We start from the raw sequence: 24,060 nt of genomic DNA, 5'->3' as shown, positions 1-24,060 counted from the left end.
GGACGTTCCCACCGGTCAGCGGACCTGCCGGGCCAGCGCCCGCAGCGCGTCGGCGAACACCTGCGGCGGCGGCTCGAACGGGGCGGCGCCGGGCCGGGCGGTGCCGATCACCGGCAGGATCCCGGTGCGCACCACCCGGGTCACGTCGATGCCCGTCGCGGTGCCCGCCGGCGACGGCGGCACCCGGAAGACCGGATGCTCGGCCAACGTGATCTGCCGCATCCGCCGGGCGGCCGGTGCGAAGGCGCCCAGCCCGACCGTCTCCATGATCGCCGAGTCGCCGATGCCGGACGCGGCCTCCCGCGGCCCCGCCGGGCCGGTGAACCAGCGGTCGCCGGTACCGGAGAGCTGGACGCCGAAATCGGTGCCGTTGCAGGCCATGGCCACCACCGCGCCGGAGCCGGGCACACCGCGCGCCGCGTCCGCGCTCACCTTGGCCGCCGCCATCGCCGCACCGAGAAAGAAATGGTCGTTGCCGCTGAGAAAACGCAGCACCGCGGCCAGATCGGGCGGCGGCGCACCGGCGGCGGCGATGTCGGCGGCCAGCTCTCCCAGCAGCAGCAAGGTCGCCGCCCGGGTGCGCGCATGCAGCTCATCGCCCATCTGCAGGGCCTGCGCGGCGAGCGCGACCAGGTCCACCGGGCCGTGCCGGCGCAGCGCCCGCCGCAGCACCGGACCCAGCACCGCGCCCATCCACCGCAGCCGCCCGATCACCTGCGGGCCGTACGCCCCGTGCCGCAGCGCCTCGCCCGGGCCCTCGAGGAGCGGGCAGCAGGCCCGGCGCGGCGGGCGCTCGGCGGCGTCCTCGACCACGAGCACCCACATCGAGGCGCTGATCACGCCCGCCATCGGCGCCACCGCGGCACGCCGGTGGCAGGGCTCCAGGCGCACCGCCCCGCAGGCCAGCGCCCGCTCGGCCTCCTCCGGGGAGGAGGCCAGGCCCTCCAGCAGCACGGCGCCGATCAGCGCGCCCCGCATCGGCCCGGCGGCCCGCTCCCACTCCAGCGGCGGGCCGGCGTGCAGCAGCACATCCGGCTCCAGCCCCAGCGCCTGCCCGGCGGGCCGCACGTCCACCAGGTGCGGCCGGGCCGCCAGCAGGCGCTCTGCCGCGGTGGCGTCGGCCTGGGCGTGCCGGGGGTCGCCGAGCACCGCGTTCAGCGCCTCCACCGCCGCCGCGGGCGGGGGACGCCACCGCACCCGCAGCACCGCGACGGCCCGCTGCTCCAGCGCCTCGGCCGGCGCCGGGGCCCCGACCGCCACCACCACCGGCTCCCGGCCCAGCAGCCCGCCCAGCCTGCTCACCGCCCGCCCCCGGCCAGGGCGGCCGCATGGCGGGCCGCGGCGGCGTTGGAGGCGAACACATCGGCCCCGGCCCACTGCAGCGCCGCCGCCTGCCGGCCGAGGCCCTGCGGGTCGGCCGGCGTCCCGCACAGCGACACCACCACCCGCAGGTCGTCGCGGCCGGCCAGGGCGGCCTCGATCGCCGGGGCCAGCAGCGCGGCCGGATCCGGGTCGGCCCCCTGGCCCAGCAGCACATCCAGCAGCACCACCCGGCAGGACGGATCGGCGGCCGCGGCGGCCAGGTGCTCCAGCCGCGGCGCCGGGTCGATCATGGGGTGGGCGCGGCCCCGGGCGCAGGCGTCGGCGCCCAGGTCGATCAGCCGGTGCCCGCCGCAGGCCAGGTCGGGCCCCAGCATCCGGCGGGCGATCAGCGCCGCCTCCGCACGCAGCGCACCGCCGGTGAACAGCCCGCGCAGCGCGCCCGGCGCCACCGGCCCGGCGGGGCGGGCGGCGGGCCAGCACGGCCAGCGCGGCACCCTCCGGCCGAGGGCGCTCAGCAGCCGCTCGGTGGCGGCGGTCAGGTCCGGCGAGTCCTCGGCGAGCATGGCGAAGTGCACCGGGGTGTCCAGCCGGCGGGCCGCCGAGTGGACCAGATCGGCCACCCGGGGCGCCGGCGGCCCCGCCACCACGGCGATCAGCTCGGTGGCCGGGTCCTCATCCAGCGCCGCCAGCGCCGCCAGCGTGGAGCGCCCGCTGACCTCGGCCGACAGGTCGCGGCCGCCGACCCCCAGCACATGGCGCACCCCCACCCCGGCGGCGTCCAGCAGGCACATCACCTGCTGGGCGCCGGTGCCGGAGGCGGCCACGATGCTCACCGGGCCGGGCCGCACCGCGTTGGCGAACCCCAGCCCCGCCCCGCCGATCACCGCCGTGCCGCAGCCGGGCCCCATCACGATCAGGCCCCGCCGCCCGGCGGCCTCCTTGAGCGCCACCTCCTGGTGCAGCGGGACGTCGCCGCTGCACACCATCACGTTCAGCCCGGCGTTCAGCGCGTCCATCGCCTCGATGAAGGCGTACCGGCCGGGCACCGACACCAGCGCCAGCCCGCCGGCCGGCTCCGCCAGCAGCCGGGCGGCCGCCCCGGTGGTGCGGGGCGGGTCGTCCTGCGGCGCGTGCCGTGCGGCCGGCGCCGGGTCGTCGGCCAGCAGCCCTTCCAGAACCCGCCGCGCCTCCCGCACCGACGCCTCATCGGCGCCCCGGATCGCCACCACCAGGTCGTCGGGCCCGGCCCCCTCGGGGACGGCGAAACCCCGCCGCCGAAGCAGGTCGAGGTTCGGCTCGGTGGCCATCGCGACCATCGCCGCCGTGATCCCCTCACGCCCGGCCAGCTCCCGGCTCACCCGCAGCAGGGTCACCGAGTCGCGATACCTTCCGGACTGAACCTCGACCCAGGAGTTCATGCGGTCGGCCCGCCTCCCTCCGGCGCACCTCGCCGCGCACCCGGCCACGATCTGGGCCGCACGGCGCCCGGCGGCGCGCATCCCCCGGGCCACGGCGGCCGGTCTCCTCGCACGCGTGCCCGGCCGCCGCGGGCGCTCCCCGGCCCGGCCGCCGCAGTGGCTCCGGCGGCTTTGCGGCGTGCGCTTTGCGCCGGATCGCCGCCGGGCGCCTTCGGCCCGTTCATGCGGGGACCCGCCGGTCCTGCGCGGCGGCCAGGGACAGGGCCAGCACCGCGCGGCATCCGGCCAGCAGGCCGAAGGCCAGGTCGGCGCCGGAGGTGTGGCCGACGGCCAGCAGCCGGCGGACGGCCGGGCCGAGCGGGTCCGCCCCGCCGACCCCGCGCAGCACCGCGGTGACCTCGGCGCTGGCCTGGCCGGCGGCGGCGCAGTGCAGCAGCGTGGCGGCCAGCGCGGTGGTGCGGGTGCCGGCGTCGGCGGTGACCGCGGCGCCCAGCCAGTCGGCCAGCCAGATCGCGGTGCGGCCGTGCGGCACGGCGCCGCCCAGGGCGCGCAGCGCCACCAGCAGCCCGGCCAGCACATCGTCGCCGCTGGGGGTCAGCCCCGGGCCCAGCCCCACGATGCGCTCGGCGATCTCCACGGCGTCGGCCAGGTCGCCGGTGGCGCACCGCTCCGCCAGCAGGCCGGGGTCGGGATGCCCGGCCAGGCCGAGCCGGCCCTCGGCGACGGCGGCCTCCAGCTCGCCGATCCCCCGGGCGAGGCGGGCCGGGGTCACCCCGCCCAGCGCGGGAACGGGGTCCCACCAGCGGCGGATGCGCACCCGCAGCGCGCCGGCCTCGATCTGGCCGTCGCCGACCCAGGCCTCCTGGCCCTCGCGGATCGAGCGGAACGGCCGGTCCCGGCCGCCGACGGGCACCACCACCGCGTTCGGCAGCCGCACCGCGTCGCTGCACACCACGGCCAGCACCCGCGGTTCGGCGGCCGTCCGCATCTCCAGGTAGACGGCCGCCGGGAAGACGGCCAGGACCCGGGCGGGACGGCGTGCGGAATCCAGCAACTCGCGCAGGCCCATCGCGGCCGCACCGGCGATGGCCGATCCGGTGGCGGCCCGGGGATCACCCGAGAGGACGGACGCGGTGGATCGCGCCGCGCCCGCCAGCGTGGGCCGGGGTCGCCGCCGGGTGGGCAGGGCGACCGGTTCGCGCATGACGGCAGTCACAAGCCCTCCATACGTCTGTTTTCTGGAAACGTAGGGCCCCGGCCTAGTCCGGACGTATGGAGAAACATGCCAAGGATGGTTGTCATGCTTCGTGTTTCTTGTCAGGGTTGGGCGCGGAACGGTTGCGGACCTGCCCTGACTGGGGTGTCCGCGCATATGGCAGGAGACCCCCGACATGCTCCCCGACAAGCTCACCGACAGGGCTTATCCCACCGCCGACCTCGGTCCTCCGGCACTGCGGCTGGCCAGTACCGGCACGCTGACCTACGGGCTGTCGGTGGGGGAGGTGCTGGGCGTGTCCACACTGGCCGGGGCCCGCCTGATCGGCGGCCGCGCCGGACTGGAGCGTATCGTGCAGCGCCTCAACGTCATGGAGGTCCCCGACATCCTGGCCTGGGTCAAGCCGCACGAGCTGCTGCTGACCACCGGCTATCCGCTGCGCCACACCCCCCAGTCGCTGGAGAACCTGGTCGCCGACCTGGACGCGCGCGGGGTGTCGGCGCTGGGCATCAAACTGGGCCGCTACCTGGACGCCCTGCCGCCGCGGATGATCGAGCAGGCCGACCGGCTGGGCTTCCCGCTGATCCTGCTGCCCGCCGACGTGGGGTTCGACGACATCCTCAACCAGGTCCTCACCGACATCCTCAACCGGCAGGCGGCGGTGCTGGCCCGCACCGAGGAGGTGCACCGGGCGCTGGTGCAGATCGTGCTGAGCGGCGGCGGACTGCAGGAGGTGGTCGACGAGGTCGCCGCCCTGCTGGAGGTGGCGGTGGTCGCCATGGACGGGGAGCGGCGGATGCTGGCCGGCTGCGGCCCCGACGAGCACCTGCGGGCCATGCTGGAGTGGGACGGCCCCGCCGACCCGGCCGGCCCGGTCACCGACGGCGAGCACCTGATGGTGCCGGTGCTGGCCGGCGGCCTGGACCACGGCCGCATCGTCGCCTACGGCGCCGGCGGCGGGCTGCGCGCCAGCGACGTGGTGGGCATCCTGGAACGGGCCGCCACCGTGGTGGCGCTGCTGATCACCAACCAGCAGGCGGTCGCCGCCGTGGAGAGCAAGTACCGCGCCGACTTCCTGCGGGACGTGCTGGCCGGGCGGGCCGGCGAGGACGACCAGGTGATCGCCCACTGCTCGGGGTTCGGCTGGGACCTGGACCGCCCGATGACCGTGCTGGTCGCCGAGCTCGACGGGCGGGACGATGCGGCGGACGGCACCGGCGGCCGCGCCGGGCGCCGGGACCGCGGCGCCGATGAGCGCCTGGTGCAGGAACGGCTCGCCGCGGCCTGGACGTCGGTGGTGCGCCGGCACGACCGGCACGCCGCGGTGGCGGGTTTCGCCAACGAGGTGGTCGCCGTCGTGGGCGCGCCGGAGGAGGGCGGCGCGGCCCCCGACCCGGCGGTGCTGGTACGGGAGGCGGCGGCGGTCTTCTCCGAGCCGCATGGCGCGCGCCACACCTTCTCCACCGGCATCAGCCGCACGGTGACCTCCCCCTCCCGGCTGCCGGAGGCCTATGAGCAGGCCGTCAAGGCGGTGCGGGTCGGCCGGCAGATGCACGGCGCCGGGGCGCGCGTCCACTTCGACCAGCTGGGCGTCTACCGGCTGCTGAGCCTGGTCCCCGACCCGGCGGAGCTGCACGCCTTCGTCCGGGAGACGCTGGGCGAGCTGGCCTGCGACGACGAGCCGGAGGCGGTCGATCTGCGCCGCACCCTGCAGGTGCTGCTGGAGACCAATCTCAACGTCGCCGAGACCGCCCGCCGGCTGCACTTCCACTACAACACCCTGCGCTACCGCATCGGCAAGCTGGAGCGCATGCTCGGCCCCTTCACCGAGGACGCCCACCTGCGGCTGAATCTCACCCTCGCGCTGCACGTGCTCCGCATGAAGGGGATCTGAAAAAGCCGCTCGCCGGTGGGAATCCCGCCATGACCTGCCGGCCCCGATGTGGCCTGGGACACAGCGGGTTCGCCAAGGACGGGCGCTCTCTTTGGCAGGTGTCGCCGGTGATGCCCGCCTGAGCCGCGTCTATCTTCCCCTGGGCGGCGCAGGGCCGCCTAAGGCAGGTCAGGACGGGGGACTGGCCCTTCCGCCGGGATTTGAGGGAATTGATCGATGGAATTCGGCTGGAAGGTGCACGGCGACGGGCGCAGCCCCGCGCCGGGCGAGGTGGTCGGGCCGCGGGAGCGGCTGAGCTGGCCGCGCACGGTGGGGCTGGGCGCCCAGCACGTCATCGCCATGTTCGGCGCGACGTTCGTGTTCCCCCTGGTCATGGGGTTGGACCCGAACCTGGCGGTGATGATGTCGGGGGTCGCCACGATCTTGTTCCTGCTCATCGTGCAGGGCAGGGTCCCCAGCTACCTGGGCACCAGCGCCTCGTTCGCGGGCGCGGCGCTGGCCATCCGGGCCGGGGTGGACGACGCCCGCACCGACGCGTGGGTGACCGGGGCGATTCTGATCGCCGGGGTGGTGCTGGCGGCGGCCGGGCTGGCGATCCACTTCCTCGGCCCGCGGATCATCCACCGGGTGTTCCCGCCGCCGGTGACCGGCGCGGTGGTGATGCTGATCGGCTTCGGGCTGGCCTTCGTGGTGGCCGACACCTACTGGCCGCAGGACCCGTGGGTGGCGTTGCTCACGATGCTGTTCGTATTCGTGATCATGGTGGCCTTCCGCGGGTTCATCGGCCGGATCTCGGTGCTGCTCGGCCTGGTCTTCGGGTTCGTCCTCTCCTGGGTGCTGGACCGGTTCGGCCAGGTCACCTCCGTGCTGCCGGGCGCCAATCTGCGGGACGCCTCCGGCGCCCCCTGCGCCGTCGAGGGCCCCTACTGCGTGGCCACCGCCTTCCCGCACGACCGGGTGGACCTGTCGGCGGTGGGGGAGGCCCCCTGGTTCGGCCTGCCGGACATGCACGCCCCCGACTTCAAGCTGTCGGCGGTCCTGCTGGTGCTGCCGGCGGTGATCGCGCTGATCGCCGAGAACACCGGGCACGTCAAGGCGGTCGGCGAGATGACCGGCGAGGACGTGGACCCGCTGATCGGCCGGGCGATCTTCGCCGACGGCGCCGCCACCGTGGTCGCCACCTCGGTGGGCGGCTCGCCCACCACCACCTACGCCGAGAACATCGGGGTCATGGCGGCCACCCGGGTCTACTCCACGGCGGCCTACTACGTGGCGGCGCTGATCGCGATCCTGTTCGGGCTGTGCCCGAAGTTCGGCGCCCTGGTCGCGGCCACCCCCGGCGGCGTGCTCGGCGGCGTCACCGTGATCCTCTACGGCATGATCGGCCTGCTGGGCGCCAAGATCTGGGTGGAGTCGCGGGTGAACTTCTCCGACCCGGTCAACATGGTGCCGATCGGCGCGGGCATCATCTTGGCCATCGGGCCGGTCGTCCACCCCGTCGGCGACGACTTCACGCTGGAGGGCATCGCCCTGGGCACCATCGTGGTGCTGGCCGGCTACCACCTGCTGCGGTTCATCGCCGCCAGGACCGGCGGGCACGAGGTCTCCTACGGGGAGATCGGCTTTGAGCGGATCACCCTCGAGGAGGAGACCGGCGGGAAGGCGGGGGAGGACCCGAAGGGAGGGCCCGCCTAGCGCGCTCCCGGAGCCGCCGCCCGGCTGGGCCTTTTCAACACGCCGTTCCCGCGGGCGGGGACGGTGCCGTGACCTGCGATGTCATGACCTCGGACACCGCCCCGGCTCCCGTCTCCGGTGCCTGAGAGCACGTGTTGAACGAACTTCACTGCACGGCGCCGTCCCACGGCCGTTGCGGCCGGGCCCTGCCCCGGGCCTTGCGCCCGGGGCAGGGCTTGTCACCGAACCCTTTTCAACAGGCCCTCTTCGCAGGCCGGGGCGGGGACGTCACGGCACCGAACGCCATGAGGGATCCCGTCCCCGGCTCTTCGGGCCACGTGGTGAGAAAGTTCACTTGACCTGAGTGGCGGAGTCGGGGGCGTTGCCGCCCAGGGACCGTGGGATGTAGTTCTCCACCGCCGCGGGGCGGAAGCCCTGCTCCCTGATCCACGTCAAGATCATCTTGAGGTGCCCGGCCAGGCCCTTGCGGTAGTGCATCAGCACGATGTCGCCGGGCCGGAAATGCTTGCCGCCGCCGTCCCCGCGGGCGAAGCCGTTGAAGCCCACCCCGGGCCCGGTGGTGCCGTTGTAGAACTCCACGTTCCACAACATGATCAGCTTGATGCCGCACTCCTTGGCGGCCTGCTGGGTGAGGGCGTTCATCGCCCCGAACGGCGGGCGCAGGAACGTCGGCCGCCGCCCGTACTGCCGGGCGATGGCGTCGGAGGCGTCGCAGATCTCCTTGCGCTGCCTCTCCAGCGGGAGGGTGTTGAGCGCCGGATGGGTCACCGAGTGGTTCTCCATGCGCGACCCGGCGTTGCGCATCGCCCAAAAGTACTGGCCCTGCCCCTTGATGTAGGAGGAGGTCAAAAAGGTCAGGATCGGGACCCGGTGCTCGCGCACCAGCCGGACGAACTCGGCGTCGTACTCATAGCCATCGTCGATGGTGAGGAACACCACCTTGTCCTGGGTGTTGATCCGGCGGATCGTCGGCACCGGCCCCCGGGGGATGTCGGCGGCCTGCTCGATGGTCCAGCTGCCGGGCTTGGGCCGCTGCCACTGCTGGTCGGCCAGCATCGCCGACAGCTCGCCCCGCATCGAGGGATCGGTGTTGGCGGCGGCATGGGTGCGCACTTCGGGCCAGATGCCCGCGCCGACCCCCAGCACGCCTGCGACCAGGCAGGCGACCAGGGGAGTCTTCCCTCGCATGAACGGGACCTCCTTTACCGGCACCCGACCGCCCGCAGCGGGTTTCGGGCGTCCTCATCCATTGACGGACAGCGTGCGCTGGAAGGTTCGCACAGAAGCGTGACAAAGGCACGCGACTCGCTCAGGAATCCTTTGCCGTTGCCGAACACATCCCTGGCCGTCCACGCCGGGCCGCCAAGACCGCCGGGGGCGTCCGCTCACGGCGCCGGCGAGGTTTCGCCCCGACCGCCGGGGTAGAGCCCCGACCTGACCGGAACCGAGCCGTGGGAGGAGGTCACGTCATGGGCGGGGACTGGCAGGAACAGGAGGGCAAGGACCCCTTCGAGGAACTGCTCGCACGGTTCTTCGGCGCGGCCGGCGTGCACCGGGCGGTGGAACGCGTCAACCTCGCCCGGCTGATGAGCGAGCCGGGCCGCGACCTCATCCGGGACGCGGCCGCCCGGGCGGCCGAGTGGGGCAGCTCGGATCTGGACACCGACCATCTGCTGTGGGCGGTGACCCGCCAGGAGGCCACCCGGCACCTGCTCAGCCGGGCCGGCACCGACCCGGAGGAGCTGGCCGTCCGGGTGGAGGGGCACATCGAACGCGGCCCGGCCCGCGACACCCCGCCGATGATGACGCCCTCGGCCAAGCGGGCGCTGCTGGACGCCTTCCAGATCTCCCGTGCCGTCGGCTCGTCCTACATCGGCCCCGAGCATGTGCTGTTCGCGCTGGCCGTCAACCCCGACTCCGAGGCCGGACGGATCCTGCGCGAGGTGCACATCACCCCCGAGGCGCTCAAAGAGGCCGCCATCGGCGGGCATGCGGCGGCCCCGCCCACGCCGCGCCCGGCCATCGACACCCCCACCTTGGAGGAGTTCGGCCGCGACCTGACCGAGGCGGCCCGCGAAGGCCGCATCGACCCGGTGATCGGCCGGGAGTCGGAGATCGTCCAGACCATCGAGGTGCTGTCGCGGCGGACCAAGAACAACCCGGTGCTGATCGGCGACCCGGGCGTCGGCAAGACCGCGATCGCCGAGGGCATCGCCCAGCGCATCGCCGACGGCGAGGTGCCCGAGCCCCTGCTCGGCAAGCGGCTGGTCCAGCTCGACCTGTCGGGAGTGGTGGCCGGCACCCGCTACCGGGGCGACTTCGAAGAGCGATTGCGCAAGCTGATCGATGAGATCCGCGACAACTCCGAGCATTTGGTGATCTTCATCGACGAGCTGCACACCGCGGTGACCGCCGGCGGCGGGGAGGGCGCGATGACCGCCGGCAACATGCTCAAACCCCCGCTGGCCCGCGGCGAGCTGCACGTCATCGGCGCCACCACCATCGACGAGTACCGCAAGCACATCGAAAAGGACCCCGCCTTCGAACGCCGCTTCCAGCCCATCTTGGTGCCCGAGCCGTCGGTGGAGGACAGCGTGGAGATCCTGCGCGGCCTGCGCGACCGCTACGAGGCCCACCACCAGGTCCGCTTCAGCGACGAGGCGCTGGTGGCCGCGGTGGAGCTGGCCGACCGCTACCTGACCGACCGGTTCCTGCCCGACAAGGCCATCGATTTGATCGACCACGCCGGTGCGCGGGTGCGGCTGCGCACCCGGACGCCCGGCCGGGACGTGCGGGACCTGGACCGGCAGATCGAACAGGTGCGCCGGGAAAAGGACCAGGCCGTCGCCGAGGAGAACTACGACCGCGCCAAGAAGCTGCGCGAGCAGCTCAATGAGCTGGAGCGGCGCCGGGACGGGCTGCCGCACCCCGCCGGCGCCGCGGCGGTGCCCGAGGTGACCGTCGAGGACATCGCCGAGGTGGTCTCCCGCAGCAGCGGCATCCCGGTCTCCCGCCTCACCCAGGAAGAGCGCGAGCGCCTGCTGGGGCTGGAAGGGCAGCTGCAGCGGCGGGTGATCGGGCAGGACGAGGCGGTGGCCGCGGTCGCCGAGGCGGTGCGCCGCTCCCGGGTGGGGATGGGCGACCCGAACCGCCCCATCGGCAGCTTCCTGTTCCTGGGCCCGACCGGGGTGGGCAAGACCGAACTGGCCCGCACGCTGGCCGAGGCGCTGTTCGGCAGCCAGGACCGCATGGTCCGGCTCGACATGAGCGAGTTCCAAGAGCCCCACACCGTCAGCCGGCTGACCGGCGCGCCGCCCGGCTACCTCGGCTATGAGGAGGCCGGGCAGCTCACCGAGGCGGTGCGCCGCCGCCCGTACTCGGTGCTGCTGCTGGACGAGATCGAAAAGGCCCACCCGGATGTGTTCAACGTGCTGCTGCAGCTGCTGGACGACGGCCGGCTCACCGACGCCCAGGGCCGCACCGTCGACTTCCGCAACACCGTGGTGATCATGACCAGCAATCTCGGCTCGGACGTGATCGGCGGCACGGTGTCGCTGGGGTTCACCCCCGACGGCGGCGACGGGGTGGACTCGGCGGTGCGCGAGCGGGTGATGGGGCGGCTGCGCGAGGCGTTCCGCCCGGAGTTCCTCAACCGGATCGACGAGATCATCGTCTTCCGCCGGCTGGAGCCCGAGCAGCTGCGCCAGATCACCGAGCTGCTGCTGGAGGAGACCCGCCGCCGGCTGCACGCCCAGGACGTCACCGTGCAGTTCACCCCCGAGGCGATCGGCTGGCTGGCCCGCAAGGGCTACCAGCCGGAGTACGGCGCCCGCCCGCTGCGCCGCACCATCCAGCGGGAACTGGACAACCCGCTGTCGAACATGCTGCTGGACGGCAGGCTGCACCCCGGCCAGCACGTGGTGGTCAGCGTCCGCGGCGACGCGCTGGATCTGCAGGTGACCGCCGCCCGGCAGATCGCCGCCGCCAGGCCCTCCTGACCGCCGGCCCGGGGCCGCACGCGCAAAGAGCCCGGCGCATCGCCGGGCTCTTTGCACGCCGTTCAGGCGGCGCTCAGGCGTCGCGCCGGGTGAAGGAGACGAACGCCGCCGCCAGCGCGATCGCGGTGTACAGCGCGAACACCGCGCCGCCGGCCAGCGGCGAGAGCGAATCCGGCGCCTCCTTGGCCGTCATGAGCATCCCGCCGGCGTTCGACGGCAGCAGCTTGGCGACGTCATCGCCCCACTCGCCGGGCAGGAACGCCCCGATGATCGGCAGCACGAACAGCACGCCCAGCACGGTGGTGACCGCCCCGGCGGTGTGCCGCAGCAGCACGCCCACCGCCAGCGAGATCAGCGCGATCAGCGTCAGGTAGACCGCGCCGCCCACCACCGCGCGCAGCACCCCCGGGTCGCCCAGCGAGCCGTCCAGGCCCTTGGTCCGGTAGATCAGCTGGGACAGGAAGAAGGAGGCGAACGACACCACCAGCCCCACCGCCAGCACCACCCCGGCCAGCACCAGCGCCTTGGCGGCCAGGTACTGCACGCGGCGCGGCACCGCGGTCAGCGCGGTGCGGATCATGCCGGTGGCGTACTCCCCGGTGATCACCAGCACGCCCAGCACCCCGAAGGCCACCATGCCGAAGTTCAGGCCCACCAGGCTGAAGGAGGCGACATCGAAGGCCTGCCGGTCGTATTCGGGAAGCTGCTCATAGGAGGAGGTGTAGGCCAGCGAGATCAGCACCGACAGCCCGACCGACACCACCACGCCCGCCAGCAGCGTCCAGAACGTGGAGGGCACGGTGATGATCTTCGTCCACTCGGCGGCCAGCACCCGGCCGAAGGCGGCCCCGCGCGCCGGGACCGTGCGCTCGCGCCCGATCCCGCCGCCGGGCTCGACGGCGGTCACCTGCCGCCTCCCGGCAGCGGCTCGGCCGCCTGCGCCTGATGCGGGACGGCCGGTGCGCCCGCGTGATACTCCACGGCCTCTCCGGTGAGCCGCATGAACGCATCCTCCAGTGACGCCTGCACCCCGGTCAGTTCGTGCAGCCACAGCCCGGCCTCCCCGGCCAGGTCGCCGATCTGCTCGGCGGTGGCCCCGTACACCCGCACCGCCCCCTCGGAGTCGTCTTCCACCCGCCAGCCCTTTTCGGCCAGCAACGGGGCCAGCCGGTCCAGGTGCGGCGAGCGCACCCGCACATGGCTGGTGGCGTTGGCGTCGATGAACTCCCGCATCGAGGTGTCGGCCAGGATCCGGCCCTTGCCGATCACCACCAGGTGGTCGGCGGTCAGCGCCATCTCGCTCATCAGGTGGCTGGAGACGAACACGGTGCGGCCCTCTGCGGCCAGTTGCCGCATCAGCGTGCGGATCCACACGATGCCCTCGGGGTCCAGGCCGTTGACCGGCTCGTCGAACATCAGCACCCCCGGGTCGCCCAGCAGCGCCGCGGCGATGCCCAGCCGCTGGCTCATGCCCAGCGAGAACCCCCGCACCGGCTTTTTGGCCACCGCCGCCAGCCCCACCAGCTCCAGCACCTCATCGACCCGGCGGCGCGGGATGCCGTTGCTGCGGGCCAGGCACCACAGGTGGTTGTAGGCGCTGCGGCCGCCGTGCGCCGCCCTGGCCTCCAGCAGCGCCCCGACCTCGCGCAGCGGGGCCGGCAGCTCCCGGTAGCTGCGCCCGTTGACGGTCACCTCGCCCTCGGTGGGGCGGTCCAGGCCCAGGATCAGCCGCATCGTGGTGGACTTGCCCGCCCCGTTGGGCCCCAGGAACCCGGTCACCTTGCCGGGCCGGACGGTGAAGTCGGCGTGGTCGACGGCGACCTTGGCGCCGTAGCGCTTGGTCAGTCCTCGTGCCTCGATCATCTCCTGCTTTCCCGCGGGGATCAGTTCACCGCCAGCAGATCCACCACGAAGATCAACGTCTCGCCCGGGCGGATCGCCCGGCCCGCGCCGCGGTTGCCGTAGGCCAGGTGCGGCGGGATCACCAGCTTGCGCCGGCCGCCGACCCGCATCCCGGCCACGCCCATGTCCCAGCCCTTGATGACGCGCCCGGCGCCCAGCGGGAATTCGAACGGCTCGCCACGGTTCCAGGAGGCGTCGAACTCCTCGCCGGTGGAGTAGGCCACGCCCACGTAGTGCACGGTGACGTTGGAGCCCTTGACGGCCTCCGGCCCGTCGCCGACGGTGATGTCGGTGATGTCGAGGTAGCTCGGCGGAGCACCCTCGGGAAAGTCGATCTCGGGTCGTTCAAGCGCCATCGCCAGGCTCCCGCCTTCGTCGTGATCGGTCATCGGCCGCCGCCAGCCTAGTGGCAGTCGCCCCATGCCCCCGAAACCCGGTGGCGGCGCCCGGCGGCCGGGAGCGGCCGTGAGCGACGTGCCCCGGCCGGTGTTTTCAGACGTTTTTTCGGTCGCGTTACCGGTGTCCGATCCGGGTAGGTTCCGCCCACGGCATCGATGCCGGATCGGGGGATACGACATGACTGCGATCCAGGACGTGACCCAGCGCCTGGCGCCCCGGCTGAGGGGCCGGGTCGTCCGCCCGCCGGACGCCGACTACGACCGGGCCCGCGCGGTCTGGAACGGCATGATCGACCGGCGCCCGGCCTTCATCGTGCGCTGCGAGGGGACCAGCGACGTCATCGAGGCGGTGCGCTTCGCCCGGCGGCACGGCCTGCCGGTGGCCGTGCGCGGCGGCGGCCACAACGTGGCCGGCGGCGCGACCTGCGACGACGGGCTGGTGATCGACCTGTCGCCGATGCGGGGAGTGCATGTGAACCCCGCCGCGCGGACCGTGCGCGCCGAAGGCGGCGTCACCATCGGCGACCTGGACCATGAGACCCAGGTGTTCGGGCTGGCCGTGCCGATGGGGGTGGTGACCGAGACCGGGATCGCCGGGCTGACCTTGGGCGGCGGGCTGGGCTGGCTGCGCCGCGAATACGGCCTCAGCTGCGACAACCTGATCTCGGCGGACGTGGTGACCGCGGACGGGCGGGTGGTGTCCACCGACTCCGAGCGGCACCGGGACCTGCTGTGGGCGCTGCGGGGCGGCGGGGGCAACTTCGGCGTCGTCACCTCGTTCGAATTCCGCGCCCACCCGGTCGGCCCCCAGGTGTACTTCGCCAACCTCATCCACCCGGGAGCCCAGGCCCGCCGGCTGCTGCGCGCCTACCGGGAGTGGGCGGCCGACGCCCCCGAGGAGATCAGCGCCTTTGCGATCCTGTGGCACGCCCCGGCGGACGAGGCCATCCCCGCCGAGCACCACGGCAGGCCGGTCGTGACGTTCGCGGCCATGCACAGCGGCGACCCGGCCCACGGCGAGGCGGCGCTGCGTCCCCTGCGCGACATCGGCTCCCCGATCGCCGACCTGTCCGGCCCCAAGCCGTACCTGGAGGTCCAGCGGTTCTTCGACGAGGACTACCCGGCGCACGTGATGCGCTACTACTGGAAGTCGCGTTACCTCGGCGGCCTGCCGGACGAGCTGATCGACGTACTGGTCGAGCTGAACGAGGCCAGTCCCTCCCCGCACTCCACCCTGGACGTCTGGCAGCTGGGCGGGGCGTTCGCCCGCCCGGGGCCGCAGGCCACCGCCTTCGGCGACCGGTCGGCGCCGTTCCTGCTCGGCATCGAGGCCAACTGGGAGGACCCCGAACGCGACGGCGCCTGCATCCGATGGGCCCGCCGGGTCTATGACGCGGTCGCCCCGTTCACCACCGGCGCGGACTACCTGAACTTCCCCGGCCTGCTGGAAGACCACGACCGGATGGTGCGCGACTCCTTCGGCGTCAACCTTGCGCGCCTCGCGGAGCTGAAACGCCGCTACGACCCCGGCAACCTCTTCCGCCTCAACCCCAACATCCGCCCGGCGCCTCAGTAGGCGTCGGGACGGCGGTGCTGCAGGGACGGCAGGATGCGGCGGACCCGCTCGGTCACCTCCTGGTCGATCTCCGCCACCCGCACCGCCGGGAACGGGCCCAGATCGGCCACCACCGTGCCCATCGGGTCGATCAGCATGCTGCGTCCCACCCCGCCCGGGCCGCCCTCCGGCGGCCGGGTGCGGTCGGGGGCCTTGTCCACGGCCACCACCCAGGTGGTGTTCTCGATCGCCCGGGCCCGCACCAGCGTGGTCCAGTGCTCCTCCTTGAACACCCCCTGCGCCCAGGCCGCGATGATCACCAGCACCTGCGCCCCCCGGTCCACCAGCGCCCGCGCCAGCTCGGGGAAACGCACGTCATAGCAGGTGATCAGGCCGATCCGGGCACCGGCCAGCTCCACCACCACCGGGGCGTCGCCGGGCGCCACCCGCGCCGACTCCCGGTCCCCGAACGCGTCGAACAGGTGGATCTTGCGGTAGGCGCCGACCGGCCGTCCGGAGGCGTCGATGGCCACCGCGGTGTTGTAGACCCGCCCGTCGCCGGCCGGCTCGAACACCCCGGCGATCAGCGCGGTGCCGTGCTCGCGCGCCAGTTTCCGCAGCTCGCCGGCGAACCCCCGCTCCAGCGGCTCGGCCACCGCCGTCAGGTCGTTGCCGAACCGCACCGGCACCGCCTCGGGGAACACCGCCAGGTCGGCGCCCTCCGCCCGGGCCAGCGCCCGGCGGACCTGCTCCAGGTTCTCTGCGGGGTCGTCGCCGACCGGGATCTGACACAGTGCCACGCGCATGCCTCCAGCATGACAGCTGTCATGCCGCCGGCCTGACAGGCGCGGCCCGAACCGGTGACGGCGGCGACTACCGGACCGCCGCCGGCCAAAAGACCATCGAGGCATGGAAAGCGACAAAGTCGTCGAGGTGGCCGGGCTGCACCAGCGCTACGGGGACTTCGAGGCCGTGCGCGGGGTGTCGTTCGAGGTGTCCGCCGGGGAGGTGTTCGCGCTGCTGGGCACCAACGGCGCCGGCAAGACCACCACGATGGAGACCGTCGAGGGCTTCCGGCCCGCCCACGCGGGCACCGTCCGGGTGCTCGGGCGCGACCCCCACCGCGAACGCCGGCGGATCGGCGGCCAGATGGGCGTCATGCTGCAGGAGAGCGGGCTGTTCCCGGAGCTGACCGTCGCCGAGACCCTCGATCTGTGGTGCGACCTGATCCCCGGCGCCCGTCCCCGCGACCGGCTGCTGGAGCGGGTCGGGCTGGCCGGGCAGGCCGCGGTGCGGGCCCGGCAGCTGTCGGGCGGGCAGAAACGCCGGCTGGAACTGGCGCTGGCGATCGCCGGGCGCCCCAGGGTGCTGTTCCTGGATGAGCCCACCACCGGCATGGACCCCCAGTCCCGCCGCGCCACCTGGCAGATCATCCGCGACCTGGCCGCCGAGGGGGTCGGTGTGCTGCTGACCACCCACTACCTGGAGGAGGCCGAGCAGCTGGCCGACCGGCTGGCGATCATGCACCGGGGCCGGGTGGAGCTGTCGGGAACCGTGGCGCAGGTGCTGGCCGGCAGCGGCGACCGGATCAGCTTCCGCGTCCCCGCCCAGGTGGCCGTGGCCGAACTGCCGCGCCTGGGCGGCGACCCGCCCCGCATCACGGCCACCGGAGGCGGGCCGGCGGCGACCTACACGCTCCCCGGGCCGCTGCTGCAGCAATCGCTGCGCGAACTGCTGAACTGGGCCGCCGACCGGCGGCTGGAACTGGCCGGGCTGCAGGTGCGCAGCGCGTCCCTGGAGGACGTCTTCCTGCGGATCGCCGGGCGGCCGGCCGCAGAGGAGGCGCGTCGATGAACCCCACCGAGACGCTCGTCCCGCCCGCCCGCGCGGCGGGCGCCGCACGCGTGCTGCGTCTGGCGCGGCTGGACCTGCTGCTGCTGTGGCGCAACCGCACCGCCCTGTTCGGCGTCGTCGGCCTGCCGGCCTTCTTCGCCGTGATGCTGCTGGTCTCCAACGGCAACGGCCACACCAGCGGCGGGATCGACGCGGTGCTGTGGACCGCCACCGGGGATGTGGCCTTCTTCCTGGTCCCCGCGGTGTTCATGAACCTGCTCAACGTCTTCACCGCCCGCCGCGAGGAGCTGACCCTCAAACGGCTGCGCGGCGGCCCGCTGACGGACGCCCAGATCCTGGGCGGCAGCATCCTCAGCGCCACCCTGCTGTACCTGGCGCAGGCCGCCGTCATCGTGGTGATCATCGCCACCGAGCTGGGCGGCGGGCTGCCGGCCGACCCGCTGCTGATGGGGGTGGGCATGCTGGCCGGCGCGGCGGTGTTCGCGCTGCTGGGCATGGCCGTCTCCGGGCTGACCCCCACCGCCGAGCTGGCCCAGCTGACCGTGCTGCCGGTGCTGCTGGTGAGCATGGCCGCCTCCGGCTTCATGATCCCGCTGGAGGGGCTGCCGGAGGGCTGGCAGCGCGCCGCCCAGCTGACGCCGCTGACCCCGGTGGTGGAGATCGTCCGCACCGCCTACCTCGGCCGCGACTACACCGTGACCGGCGACCACGCGGAACTGGGCGCGCTGGAGACCTGGGCGACCTGCCTGCCCGCCCTGGCGGTGCTGGCCGCCTGGATCGGGCTGAGCCTCTGGGCGGCCCGGCGCTGGTTCCGCTGGGAACCCCGGCACGGCTGAAGGATCTACTCTGGGCACGATCAGGAGGTCGGGCAGGTGACCACTATCAACGGCACGTCGGCCGACATCGCCGAACGGGCGTCCCGGCGCCTGGAGAAGGCCCGCCGTCTCACCGAGGGCACCTTCGCGACGGTGGCGGTGATCCTCGCCGTGATCCTCGGCATGGACGTGGGCAGGCAGTACGTCGAGGAGACGATCGCGCCGCCGGTGGCGCTGGCGGCGCTGGCCGGACTGGGGTTCTTCGGGGCGCTGTACACCCGGCTGGTGCGGGCCGGGCTGGCCGGCCGCACCCCGGTGCGGGAGCTGGTGCTCAGCGGGGCGCTGGCCGCCGTGCTCAGCTTGATGATCTTCGAAAGCCACCTGTGGATCGCGGTCGGCCCGGTCTGGGCCTCGGGCGCGGTGCTGTGCCTGCCCGGCGTCCGCCGCATCGCCGCCGTCTGCGCGGGCACCGGCGCCGTGATGGCCACCTACACGGTGATCGAGGCCGGGGAGCGGGCCCACTGGTACATGTGGCCGACGATGTTCGTGCTGTTCACCGTGACCTGCGGGGTGACGGTGACGGGCAACATGGCGCAGAAGTGGCTGTGGGAGGTGATGCAGGAGGCGCACGCCGCCCGCGAGGCGCAGGCGCGGCTGGCGGTCACCGAAGAACGCCTGCGCTTCGCCCGCGACCTGCACGACCTGCTGGGCCACAGCCTGTCGCTGATCGCCGTCAAAAGCGAGCTGGCCATCCGGATGGCCGAGGCCGACCCCGCCCGCGCCAAGGCGGAGATGGCCGATGTGCGGCAGGCCGCCCGCGACGCCCTGCGCGAGGTCCGCGCGGCGGTGCGCGGCTACCGGCAGGTCGAGCTGGACGCCGAGGTCGCCGGCGTGCGCGCGGTGCTGGAGGCCGCCGGGGTGCGCTGCAGCGTGCCGCGGCACCTGGACGGGCTGCCCCCGCAGGTCGGCACGGTGCTGGCCTGGGTGGTCCGCGAAGGGGCCACCAACGTCCTCAAGCACAGCGACGCGCGGCGCTGCGACATCACGCTGAGCCGCGCCGACGACGCGGTGGTGCTGGAGATGATCAACGACGGCGCCCGCCCGGCGTCGGGAGACTCCGGCACCGGGCTGACCGGACTGACCGAACGGCTGGCCACCGTCGGCGGCACGCTGACCGCCGAGCACATCGAGGCGGGACGGTTCCTGCTGCGCGCCACCGTCCCGCTGCCGGGCGAGCCGGCCGCCGACGACGAGCCGCTGCGGAGCGTGGCGTGATCAAGATCCTGCTGGCCGACGACGAGCACCTGATCCGCGGCGCGGTGGCGGCGCTGCTGAACCTGCAGCCGGACCTGGAGGTGGTCGCCGAGATCGGCCGCGGCGACCAGGTCCTGGCGGCGGTGCGCGAACACGACCCGGACGTGGCGGTGCTGGACATCGACATGCCCGGCGCCGACGGCCTGACCGTCGCCGAGCAGCTGCGCGAGACCGGCGCCCGCTGCGCGGTGTGCATCCTGACCAGCCTGGGCCGCCCCGGCTACCTGCGCCGCGCCATGGCCGCCGGGGTCCGCGGCTTCATCGCCAAGGACGCCCCCGCCGAAGACCTGGCCGCCGCCGTCCGCAAGGTGCACGCCGGCGGCCGCTACCTGGACGCCGAACTGGCCGCCTCCGCCATGGCCGCCGGCGACAACCCCCTGACCGAACGGGAACGGCAGATCCTCCGCCTGATCGGCCGGGGCATGGAGGCCCCCGGCATCGCCGAGGCCCTCCACCTGTCGCAGGGCACCGTCCGCAACTACCTGTCCAGCGCCATGACCAAGCTCGACGCCCCCAACCGCCTGGCGGCCGTCCGCACCGCCGAGGAGATGGGCTGGATCTAGCCGGCCGCACCGGCGCTCCCGCCGGTGCGGCCGCCGTTAGTGTGGCGGCATGACCGAACCGCTGGTCGAGCGCATGCGGGCGTTCGGGACCACGATCTTCGCCGAGATGACCGACCTGGCCGTGCGGACGGGCGCCATCAATCTGGGCCAGGGCTTCCCGGACACCGGCGGCCCGCCGCAGATGCTGGAGCACGCCGCGCAGGCGATCGCCGAGGGCGACAACCAGTACCCGCCCGGCCCCGGCGTCCCCGAGCTGCGGCGGGCCGTGGCCGCCCAGCGCGCCGAGCGGTACGGGCTGCACTACGACCCCGACGGCGAGGTGCTGGTGACCGTGGGCGCCACCGAGGGCATCGCCGCGGCGATCCTGGCGCTGGCCGGGCCCGGCGACGAGGTGGTGGTGTTCGAGCCCTACTACGACTCCTACACCGCCATGATCGCGCTGGCCGGGGCGGTGCGGCGGCCGGTCACGCTGCGGCCGGCCGGCGGCCGCTTCACCTTCGACCCCGACGAGCTGCGCGGCGCGGTCGGCCCCCGCACCCGGCTGATCCTGGTCAACTCCCCGCACAACCCCACCGGCACCGTCTTCACCCGCGCCGAGCTGGAGGTCATCGCCGCCCTGTGCCGCGAGCACGACCTGATCGCCGTCACCGACGAGGTCTACGAGTACCTCACCTTCGACGGCGTCGAGCACGTGCCGCTGGCCTGCCTGGAGGGCATGCGGGAACGCACCGTGGCGATCTCTTCGGCGGGCAAGACCTTCTCGGTCACCGGCTGGAAGACCGGCTGGGTCACCGGGCCGGCCCCGCACGTGCGGGCCGTGCAGACCGTCAAGCAGTTCCTGACCTACGCCGCCGCGGCGCCCTGGCAGCGGGCGGTGGCCTACGCGCTGACCAGCCAGCGGGAGTGGGTGGCCGGGCTGCGCGATGCGCTGCAGGCCAAGCGGGACCGGCTGATCGCCGGGCTGGAGGCGGCCGGCTTCACCGTCTACCGGCCGCAGGGCACCTACTTCGTGCAGGCCGACATCCGCCCGCTGGGCTTTACCGACGGCATGGAGCTGGCCCGCGCCCTGCCGCACAAGGCCGGGGTGGTGGCCGTGCCCAGCCAGGTCTTCTACGACCATCCCGAGGCCGGGGCGCACTTTCTGCGCTTCGCCTTCTGCAAGCAGGACCACGTCATCGACGAGGCGGTCCGCCGCCTGTCCGCGCTGCGCTGAAGGAACGTCCGCAAGGACGAGCCGCCCGAAGACCGCCGTCGGGCAGAGGCGCGCCCGAACGCGGAGGGTGTTTTTGCAACGACCCTCGGTTGCGGCGGATCCCGTATACGCTCTCTGCCGTGGCCGCACCGACGCTTAACCAGCCCCAGTTCCCCGACGACGACGGCAGCGCCCATCCCGGACTGCGGGACGCGCTCGCCGAGTACGCCGCAGGACGGGTGAGCGAGCACACCGTGCTCCAGCAGCTTTCCGAGGCCCGCCTGCTGCTGCCGGTGGTCCCCCTCCCGCCCGAACAGCGGCACCAGGCCGGCTGCCGGTCGCACCACGACCATGACCACGACCACGATCACCACGACCACGGCGCCGCGATGGCCACGCCCACCCTCATCGGCGAGGACGGGCGGCGCGGCTACCTGGGCTTCACCTCGCTGGAGTCGCTGCAGAAGTGGCGCGCCGACGCCCGGCCCGTTCCCGTCCGCGCCCAGGACGCCTGCCGCTCCGCCCTGGAGCACAACGCCCACGCCCTGGTGGTCGATGTGGCCGGGCCCGTGCCGTTCGCGGTGGACGGGCTGCGGCTGCACCTGCTCGCCGAGGGGCAGGCCATCCCGCCGCCGCACGAGGACCCCGAGGTGCTGGCCGCCGTCAACGCCGCCTTCGGCGGCGAGCAGGGGGTCTGCGGGGTGCGGGTCGGCCGCGGCCGGTCGGCCGAGCTGGCCATCCGCTGCGGAATCGCCCCCGGCCACGATGAGCGCGCCACCATCCAGCGGGTCTCCGACCGGCTCGCCGAGCTGCTGCGCGGCCGGATCGTCGGCGGCGTCGAGCTGACCGTCAGCCGCGGCTCCCTGGACTGACGCGGCGGGCATGGACACGGCCCACCCGCTCAGGGCGCCGGCCCGCAGGCGGCGTGAACGCCTTCTCCCCCTCGGCGTTCCCGCGCTGGCCGTGGCGGCGCTGGGCCTGACGGCCCGGCATTTCGGCCCGCGCCCGGAGGCGGCCGCGCTGGCCTGCCTGCTGCTCGCCGCCTGGCGGGACGGCCGGGTCCGCGTGCCCGACCCCGCCGAGCCGGCCCTGGGACGGCGGTGGGCGGCCCCGCTGACGCGCCGCCCCGCGCTGACCGCCGCGCTGGCGGCGGCGGTGGTCACCGCGCTGGCCTGGCGGATCGGAGCGCGCCCGGAACTGGCGGCCTTCGCCTGGTTCGGCACCGCCGCCACCGCCTTGGCGATCATCGACGCGGAGACCAAACGGCTGCCCGACCCGCTGACGCTGCCGTCCTACCCGGTCGGCATCGCGCTGCTGGGCGCGGCCGCGCCGTTCACCGCCGACGGCGGCGCCCGCTACCTGCAGGCCCTGATCTGCATGGGGGCGCTGTGGCTGCTGTATGCGGCCCAATGGTTCCTGCTGCCCGGCCGGCTCGGCTTCGGGGACGTCAAGCTGGCCGGGATCTGCGGCCTGCACCTGGGCTGGCTCGGCCCCGGCGCGGTCATCGTCGGCGCCATGGCCGGCCATGTGATCTTCCTCCCCTACGCGCTGGCGCTGCTGGCCACCGGCGGCGCGGGGCGGCGCACCCAGCTCCCCTACGGCCCGTTCATGATCGCCGGTGCCCTGCTGGCGGTGCTGGTCTACGCCCCCGCCTCGGCCGGTTGAGCCGGGCCCGCCGGGACGCGGCGGCCGCACCGCACGGGCCGGGCCGCGGACTCCAATAGGATCGTGCCCATGCTGCGCTGGTTGACCGCGGGGGAGTCGCATGGCCCGGCCCTCGTCGCGATCGTCGAAGGGCTTCCGGCGGGCGTGCAGGTGACCTCGGGCGACATCGCCGAGGAGCTGCGCCGCCGCCGGCTGGGGCACGGGCGGGGCGCCCGGATGAAGTTCGAACAGGACGAGGTCACGATCACCGGGGGCATCCGGCACGGCCGCACCCTGGGCGGCCCGGTGGCCATCGAGGTCGGCAACACCGAGTGGCCCAAGTGGGAGACGGTGATGGCCGCCGACCCGGTGGACCCGCAGGTGCTGGCCGGCCAGGCGCGCAACGCGCCGCTGACCCGGCCCCGCCCCGGGCACGCCGACCTGGTCGGCATGCAAAAGTACGGCTTCGACGACGCCCGCCCGGTGCTGGAACGGGCCAGCGCACGCGAGACCGCCGCGCGGGTGGCGCTCGGCGCGGTCGCCAAGGCGTTCCTGCGGCAGGCGCTGGGCGTGGAGGTGCTCAGCCACGTGGTGGCGCTGGGCGAGGTGACCGCCCCCGAGGGGCTGCAGCCCACCCCGGCCGACCTGCCGGCGATCGACGCCGACCCGGTGCGCTGCTTCGACGCCGAGACCAGCGCCGAGATGGTGGCCCACATCGATGCGCTGCGCAAGGCCGGCGACACCATCGGCGGGGTGGTGGAGGTGCTGGCCTACGGCCTGCCCCCGGGCCTGGGCAGCCACGTCCACTGGGACCGCAGGCTGGACGCCCGGCTGGCCGGCGCGCTGATGGGCATCCAGGCCATCAAGGGCGTGGAGATCGGCGACGGCTTCGCCACCGCCCGCCGTCCCGGCTCCCGCGCCCACGACGAGATCGAGGACGGGCCCGACGGGCTGCGCCGCCGCACCAACCGCGCCGGAGGCGTGGAGGGCGGCATGACCACCGGCGAGGTGCTGCGGGTGCGGGCGGCGATGAAGCCGATCTCCACCGTGCCGCGCGCCCTGGACACCGTGGACGTGACCACCCGCGAGCCGGCCAAGGCCATCAACCAGCGCAGCGACGTGACCGCGGTGCCGGCCGCCGGGGTGGTCGCCGAGGCGATGGTGGCGCTGGTGCTGGCCGACGCCGCGCTGGAGAAGTTCGGCGGCGACTCGGTGGAGGAGACCGCCCGCAACGCCCAGGGCTACCTGTCCTCGCTGATCATCAAGTAGGAAGCGACCT

General features: G+C 74.0%; 20 protein-coding genes. 12 read left to right on the top strand and 8 right to left on the bottom strand.

The window, feature by feature from the left end:
• Positions 1-15: 15 nt before the first annotated feature.
• The 3 genes from BUE48_RS14680 to BUE48_RS14670 form a co-directional block, all read right to left on the bottom strand.
• Complete coding sequence (locus BUE48_RS14680; RefSeq protein ID WP_012853298.1) at positions 16-1,302, bottom strand: YlbE family protein; 1,287 nt, start codon at positions 1,300-1,302, stop codon at positions 16-18.
• A complete protein-coding gene (locus BUE48_RS14675; RefSeq protein ID WP_286990144.1) occupies positions 1,299-2,741 on the bottom strand; it encodes an AllF/FdrA family protein in 1,443 nt (480 codons plus the stop codon). Before BUE48_RS14675 ends, BUE48_RS14680 begins: the two co-directional genes overlap by 4 nt.
• A 220-nt stretch (positions 2,742-2,961) precedes the next feature.
• Complete coding sequence (locus BUE48_RS14670) at positions 2,962-3,957, bottom strand: oxamate carbamoyltransferase subunit AllH family protein (RefSeq protein ID WP_012853296.1); 996 nt, start codon at positions 3,955-3,957, stop codon at positions 2,962-2,964.
• 175 nt (positions 3,958-4,132) lie between these two features.
• Here BUE48_RS14670 and BUE48_RS14665 point away from each other — a divergent pair, with 175 nt between their 5' ends.
• Positions 4,133-5,851, top strand: a complete 1,719-nt coding sequence (locus tag BUE48_RS14665) for a PucR family transcriptional regulator (RefSeq protein ID WP_286990143.1) — start codon at positions 4,133-4,135, stop codon at positions 5,849-5,851.
• 216 nt (positions 5,852-6,067) lie between these two features.
• Complete coding sequence (locus BUE48_RS14660) at positions 6,068-7,546, top strand: uracil-xanthine permease family protein (protein WP_286990142.1); 1,479 nt, start codon at positions 6,068-6,070, stop codon at positions 7,544-7,546.
• 330 nt (positions 7,547-7,876) lie between these two features.
• On the opposite strand, the gene BUE48_RS14655 is transcribed toward BUE48_RS14660, so the two are convergent.
• Complete coding sequence (locus BUE48_RS14655) at positions 7,877-8,734, bottom strand: polysaccharide deacetylase family protein (RefSeq protein ID WP_012853293.1); 858 nt, start codon at positions 8,732-8,734, stop codon at positions 7,877-7,879.
• A 281-nt stretch (positions 8,735-9,015) separates the two neighbouring features.
• Here BUE48_RS14655 and BUE48_RS14650 point away from each other — a divergent pair, with 281 nt between their 5' ends.
• Positions 9,016-11,544: an ATP-dependent Clp protease ATP-binding subunit gene (locus BUE48_RS14650; RefSeq protein WP_012853292.1), complete on the top strand. Its 2,529-nt coding sequence runs from the start codon at positions 9,016-9,018 to the stop codon at positions 11,542-11,544.
• Between the two features lie 73 nt (positions 11,545-11,617).
• Here the strand turns inward: BUE48_RS14650 and BUE48_RS14645 are convergent, their stop codons facing one another.
• Genes BUE48_RS14645 through BUE48_RS14635 form a run of 3 tightly spaced genes read right to left on the bottom strand, consistent with a single transcriptional unit; the run spans position 11,618 to position 13,802 of the window.
• Complete coding sequence (locus BUE48_RS14645) at positions 11,618-12,451, bottom strand: ABC transporter permease subunit (RefSeq protein ID WP_012853291.1); 834 nt, start codon at positions 12,449-12,451, stop codon at positions 11,618-11,620.
• Positions 12,448-13,407, bottom strand: coding sequence for an ABC transporter ATP-binding protein (locus BUE48_RS14640; protein ID WP_012853290.1), 960 nt, complete (start codon positions 13,405-13,407; stop codon positions 12,448-12,450). Before BUE48_RS14640 ends, BUE48_RS14645 begins: the two co-directional genes overlap by 4 nt.
• 20 nt (positions 13,408-13,427) lie before the next feature.
• Positions 13,428-13,802 carry an FKBP-type peptidyl-prolyl cis-trans isomerase gene (locus BUE48_RS14635; protein WP_041441900.1) on the bottom strand — a complete coding sequence of 125 codons (375 nt, stop codon included), beginning with the start codon at positions 13,800-13,802 and terminating at the stop codon, positions 13,428-13,430.
• A gap of 220 nt (positions 13,803-14,022) precedes the next feature.
• Between BUE48_RS14635 and BUE48_RS14630 the strand changes: the two genes are divergently transcribed.
• On the top strand, positions 14,023-15,420 hold the full coding sequence (locus tag BUE48_RS14630) for an FAD-binding oxidoreductase (RefSeq protein WP_286990141.1): 1,398 nt from the start codon (positions 14,023-14,025) through the stop codon (positions 15,418-15,420).
• Here BUE48_RS14630 and BUE48_RS14625 read toward each other — a convergent pair.
• Positions 15,414-16,205, bottom strand: a complete 792-nt coding sequence (locus BUE48_RS14625) for a carbon-nitrogen hydrolase family protein (protein WP_286990140.1) — start codon at positions 16,203-16,205, stop codon at positions 15,414-15,416. The genes BUE48_RS14630 and BUE48_RS14625 overlap by 7 nt on opposite strands.
• Positions 16,206-16,308: 103 nt before the next feature.
• Between BUE48_RS14625 and BUE48_RS14620 the strand changes: the two genes are divergently transcribed.
• The 8 genes from BUE48_RS14620 (at position 16,309) to aroC (ending at position 24,050) form a co-directional block, all read left to right on the top strand.
• Complete coding sequence (locus tag BUE48_RS14620) at positions 16,309-17,253, top strand: ABC transporter ATP-binding protein (RefSeq protein WP_286990139.1); 945 nt, start codon at positions 16,309-16,311, stop codon at positions 17,251-17,253.
• On the top strand, positions 17,250-18,089 hold the full coding sequence (locus tag BUE48_RS14615; RefSeq protein ID WP_012853285.1) for an ABC transporter permease: 840 nt from the start codon (positions 17,250-17,252) through the stop codon (positions 18,087-18,089). The genes BUE48_RS14620 and BUE48_RS14615 overlap by 4 nt, the downstream gene beginning before the upstream one ends.
• 36 nt (positions 18,090-18,125) lie before the next feature.
• A complete protein-coding gene (locus tag BUE48_RS14610) occupies positions 18,126-19,343 on the top strand; it encodes a sensor histidine kinase (protein ID WP_012853284.1) in 1,218 nt (405 codons plus the stop codon).
• Positions 19,340-19,945, top strand: a complete 606-nt coding sequence (locus BUE48_RS14605; protein WP_012853283.1) for a response regulator transcription factor — start codon at positions 19,340-19,342, stop codon at positions 19,943-19,945. The genes BUE48_RS14610 and BUE48_RS14605 overlap by 4 nt, the downstream gene beginning before the upstream one ends.
• Before the next feature lie 49 nt (positions 19,946-19,994).
• Positions 19,995-21,158, top strand: a complete 1,164-nt coding sequence (locus tag BUE48_RS14600; protein WP_012853282.1) for a pyridoxal phosphate-dependent aminotransferase — start codon at positions 19,995-19,997, stop codon at positions 21,156-21,158.
• 119 nt (positions 21,159-21,277) lie between these two features.
• Complete coding sequence (locus tag BUE48_RS14595) at positions 21,278-22,009, top strand: SseB family protein (RefSeq protein WP_041439779.1); 732 nt, start codon at positions 21,278-21,280, stop codon at positions 22,007-22,009.
• A 10-nt stretch (positions 22,010-22,019) separates the two neighbouring features.
• Entirely contained in the window at positions 22,020-22,802 is a 783-nt protein-coding gene (locus tag BUE48_RS14590) for a prepilin peptidase (protein WP_012853280.1), read from the top strand.
• A gap of 69 nt (positions 22,803-22,871) precedes the next feature.
• Entirely contained in the window at positions 22,872-24,050 is a 1,179-nt protein-coding gene (aroC, locus tag BUE48_RS14585; RefSeq protein ID WP_012853279.1) for a chorismate synthase, read from the top strand.
• The last annotated feature ends 10 nt before the right edge of the window (positions 24,051-24,060 follow it).

The sequence above is a fragment of the Thermomonospora sp. CIF 1 genome (assembly GCF_001896795.1).
Classification (GTDB): Bacteria; Actinomycetota; Actinomycetes; order Streptosporangiales; family Streptosporangiaceae; genus Thermomonospora; species Thermomonospora curvata.
The sequence above is the reverse complement of the archived record's forward strand: the minus strand, read 5'-3'. Positions and strand labels throughout refer to the sequence as shown.

Excerpts from the sequence above, each read along its gene's own strand:
- BUE48_RS14655 (WP_012853293.1), bottom strand. The coding sequence starts at position 8,734 with ATGCGAGGGAAGACTCCCCTGGTCGCCTGCCTGGTCGCAGGCGTGCTG.
- BUE48_RS14625 (WP_286990140.1), bottom strand. The coding sequence starts at position 16,205 with ATGCGCGTGGCACTGTGTCAGATCCCGGTCGGCGACGACCCCGCAGAG.
- BUE48_RS14675 (WP_286990144.1), bottom strand. The coding sequence starts at position 2,741 with ATGAACTCCTGGGTCGAGGTTCAGTCCGGAAGGTATCGCGACTCGGTG.
- BUE48_RS14620 (WP_286990139.1), top strand. The coding sequence starts at position 16,309 with ATGGAAAGCGACAAAGTCGTCGAGGTGGCCGGGCTGCACCAGCGCTAC.
- BUE48_RS14630 (WP_286990141.1), top strand. The coding sequence starts at position 14,023 with ATGACTGCGATCCAGGACGTGACCCAGCGCCTGGCGCCCCGGCTGAGG.
- aroC (WP_012853279.1), top strand. The coding sequence starts at position 22,872 with ATGCTGCGCTGGTTGACCGCGGGGGAGTCGCATGGCCCGGCCCTCGTC.
- BUE48_RS14640 (WP_012853290.1), bottom strand. The coding sequence starts at position 13,407 with ATGATCGAGGCACGAGGACTGACCAAGCGCTACGGCGCCAAGGTCGCC.
- BUE48_RS14650 (WP_012853292.1), top strand. The coding sequence starts at position 9,016 with ATGGGCGGGGACTGGCAGGAACAGGAGGGCAAGGACCCCTTCGAGGAA.
- BUE48_RS14635 (WP_041441900.1), bottom strand. The coding sequence starts at position 13,802 with ATGGCGCTTGAACGACCCGAGATCGACTTTCCCGAGGGTGCTCCGCCG.
- BUE48_RS14590 (WP_012853280.1), top strand. The coding sequence starts at position 22,020 with ATGGACACGGCCCACCCGCTCAGGGCGCCGGCCCGCAGGCGGCGTGAA.
- BUE48_RS14615 (WP_012853285.1), top strand. The coding sequence starts at position 17,250 with ATGAACCCCACCGAGACGCTCGTCCCGCCCGCCCGCGCGGCGGGCGCC.
- BUE48_RS14660 (WP_286990142.1), top strand. The coding sequence starts at position 6,068 with ATGGAATTCGGCTGGAAGGTGCACGGCGACGGGCGCAGCCCCGCGCCG.
- BUE48_RS14665 (WP_286990143.1), top strand. The coding sequence starts at position 4,133 with ATGCTCCCCGACAAGCTCACCGACAGGGCTTATCCCACCGCCGACCTC.
- BUE48_RS14600 (WP_012853282.1), top strand. The coding sequence starts at position 19,995 with ATGACCGAACCGCTGGTCGAGCGCATGCGGGCGTTCGGGACCACGATC.